At 58.4% G+C, this 2,736-nt stretch carries 4 protein-coding genes and 1 pseudogene; 2 read left to right on the plus strand and 3 right to left on the minus strand.

The window, feature by feature from the left end; translation table 11 throughout:
• Nucleotides 1-223, minus strand: a pseudogene (locus L0H65_RS17820) (nitrogen fixation protein NifS); the annotation flags it as partial.
• Nucleotides 224-429: 206 nt separating this feature from the next.
• Between L0H65_RS17820 and L0H65_RS17825 the strand changes: the two are divergent.
• Nucleotides 430-1,485, plus strand: a complete 1,056-nt coding sequence (locus L0H65_RS17825) for a PotD/PotF family extracellular solute-binding protein (RefSeq protein WP_301460557.1) — start codon at nt 430-432, stop codon at nt 1,483-1,485.
• A gap of 104 nt (nt 1,486-1,589) precedes the next feature.
• Here the strand turns inward: L0H65_RS17825 and L0H65_RS17830 are convergent, their stop codons facing one another.
• Nucleotides 1,590-1,754 (minus strand): hypothetical protein, encoded by a 165-nt coding sequence (locus L0H65_RS17830; protein WP_301460558.1) that lies wholly within the window; start codon nt 1,752-1,754, stop codon nt 1,590-1,592.
• Nucleotides 1,755-1,834: 80 nt separating this feature from the next.
• On the opposite strand from L0H65_RS17830, the gene L0H65_RS17835 reads away from it, so the two are divergent.
• Nucleotides 1,835-2,269: an Rrf2 family transcriptional regulator gene (locus tag L0H65_RS17835; protein WP_301460559.1), complete on the plus strand. Its 435-nt coding sequence runs from the start codon at nt 1,835-1,837 to the stop codon at nt 2,267-2,269.
• A gap of 12 nt (nt 2,270-2,281) precedes the next feature.
• Here the strand turns inward: L0H65_RS17835 and L0H65_RS17840 are convergent.
• On the minus strand, nt 2,282-2,736 hold a 455-nt coding region (locus tag L0H65_RS17840), incomplete at its 5' end, for an oligopeptide/dipeptide ABC transporter ATP-binding protein (RefSeq protein ID WP_367652015.1).

Genomic DNA, 2,736 nt, shown 5'->3' on the forward strand with positions numbered 1-2,736 from the left:
CAAGGCGCGCGCGCGCCTCATCCATCTCCGCCCCGCCCAGTGCCGACGCCTTGTAGGGTCCGTAGGGTTGCACCTTGCGATGTGTATAAAACCGGGTCAGCCGGTCGATCACCGCACCACAGGTATAAGAGCCACCGGCATTCTCAAAAAACGCTTGCCCCGCCAGTTCGGCGCTTTGAAACGCCGGAAACTGTTGCCGCACAAATCCCACATCCAGTTCCACGATCGTCTCCCTTTGCTTTGGCGCACCTGTTCGTGGCCTTGGCCCTGATCTTATCCATCGACCACGCAGCCGCAAGCCAAAGCCGCAGCCTGACGCAACCCGTCGCGGCACTTTCCCCCTTGAGCCGGACCGAAACACCGCCTAGCCTTGGCCGGGCATAAAGGTGCGACAAGCGCCAACTGCCACCAACGGAGGGGAAGACACCCATGAAGACCATGACCAAACTGATGCTCGGGGCGGCATTCGCACTCGCCCTGCCCGCTGCCGCAGCATTTGCCGCTGACCCTGACCTGATCGCCTTCGATTGGGCCGGGTTTGAGGATGAAGGCCTGATGAAATCCTATATCGCCAAGAACGGCCAGATGCCGACCTATGCGCTGTTCGGCGATGACGATGAAGCCTTCCAGAAGGTTTCCTCCGGCTTCAAGGCCGATGTGGTGCATCCCTGCTCTCAGATGGTGTCAAAATACCGCGATGCCGGGCTGATTGAGCCGTGGGATGTGTCACGCATCCCGAATTTCGACCAGATCGCTCCGCGGTTCCTGAATTCAAAGATTTTCAAGGATGAAACCGGCGTCTGGTACATTCCAACGGATTACGCCTACACAGCCGTCGCCTATAACACCAAGGAGGTTCCCGCAGAGGATGTCGCATCGCTCGATGTTTTCCTGAACCCCAAATATGCCGGTCGGATTTCACTGCCTGACAATACCGACGATATCTGGTCACTGGCGCTGCTCGCGACCGGTGTTTCGGACTGGACGAACCTGACCGAAGAACAGTATCAGGCCGCCGCCGCCTGGTTGCGCAAGGCACATGAAAATGTGGTGGCCTATTGGGCGGACCCATCCGAGCTGTCACAACTCATGGCAGGCGGTCAGGTGCTGGTCGCTTGGTCGTGGAACGATTCCATCGCCTTGATGCGACAGGAAGGGTTCGACGTTGGCTTTCAGCGCCAAGCCAAGGAAGGGGCGGCGACCTGGTTTTGCGGCTATGTCAACATGAAGGATGCCCCCGGCTCCGAAGACAAGGCCTATGATTTCATCAACTCATGGCTTGACGATGGCTCTGCCAAGGCGCTGCTGGACGGCTTTGGTTACGCCGCCACCAACAATCGCGGCTTGGCCGCCATTCCGCCGGAAGAACTGGTCGCGGCCGATGTCAATCCGATCGACACCACGCTGCTGGCGCAAACCCCCATCGACAGCAAGATGCGCGACCGCATGCTGGAAGAGTTCGAAAAGATCAAAGCCGGGTTCTGATCGGCTTTTCCTGTTGTATCCCGTCTGGTGCAAGCATCAGGCGGGATCGACCCTGCGGGCGAAAGCGCGGCGATGGCAGTAAGGCTGTGGGCGATCAGCGCCTGTCAGGACACCAAGCCATAATAGACCCAAAATCCGCCCAGGATCACCACAATATAAAAGATCATGTTGAACATGGACCGGATCAAACCGGCATCCGCCGTTGGGTCAACCCCGATCCATTCACACACCTTCGTCCCCGGCCATAGGATTGCATCTGCGATCTTCATGGGACGTTCCTTAAACAGGTATTACGGATACGCATTATATACAGCTTCTAAATGCGCATTGTAAATGTTAATTATACCGCATGCAGTTGGATAAGTTCACCGATTACGCGTTGCGCGTGCTCGTCACTCTTTGCGTCCGGGCGCCGGAGCGGGTGTCCTCCACGGAAATTGCGCGGGTTTTCGGGCTGTCGGCCAACCATCTGGCAAAAGTCGCCACCCAACTCGCCCACGGCGGCTTTGTCACTTCGGAACGCGGGCGCGGCGGCGGCTTGCGGCTGTCACGCCCCGCCGAACAGATCAATATCGGCGCGGTCGTGCGCGTGCTGAAGAAAAGTGATCCGGTGGTGGAGTGTTTTGGACACAATGCCTCCTGCCTGATCCTCCCCGTCTGCGGTTTGCGCGCACCGCTGGCAGATGCGCAGGAAGCATTCTTTGCCAGTCTTGATCGCTACAGCCTCGCCGATGTCACCAAGTCACAGCGCGCCTTGGCCGCACTCCTTACCCCCGCAGGGTGAGTGTTCTCCCGATCAGCCGGCCGGAACCGCCAGCAATTCACGCCAACGATGGCAGGATACCGCATGGCCATCGCCGGGGTTTTCCAAACTTGGCTCCTCCACCCGGCAGCGGTCGATCACGTTGGGGCAGCGGGTATGGAATTTGCAGCCGGGAGGCTGGTTCGTCGGTGATGGAATCTCCCCGATCAGCTTTTGCCCGCCGCGGCGATCATCGGGGTCAAGCGATGGAATCGCGGAAAACAGGGCCTTGGTATAGGGATGGCGCGGCGCTTTGAACAGATCGCGTGTTGGCGCGGTTTCAACCAAGCGGCCAAGATACATCACCGCCAGATTGTCGCAAGTATGCGCCACGACTGATAAATCATGGCTGATGAACAGGAAGGTCAACCCCATCTCGCGCTGAATCTCTTTCAACAAGTTCAGCACATCGGCTTGAATCGACACGTCCAAAGCCGCCACGGATTCGT

Origin of the sequence: Pseudorhodobacter sp., from assembly GCF_030452865.1 — a bacterium.
Lineage (GTDB): Bacteria > Pseudomonadota > Alphaproteobacteria > Rhodobacterales > Rhodobacteraceae > Pseudorhodobacter.

Coding starts and splice junctions, on each gene's coding strand:
- L0H65_RS17825 (WP_301460557.1), top strand. CDS start 430: ATGAAGACCATGACCAAACTGATGCTCGGGGCGGCATTCGCACTCGCC.
- L0H65_RS17830 (WP_301460558.1), bottom strand. CDS start 1,754: ATGAAGATCGCAGATGCAATCCTATGGCCGGGGACGAAGGTGTGTGAA.
- L0H65_RS17835 (WP_301460559.1), top strand. CDS start 1,835: ATGCAGTTGGATAAGTTCACCGATTACGCGTTGCGCGTGCTCGTCACT.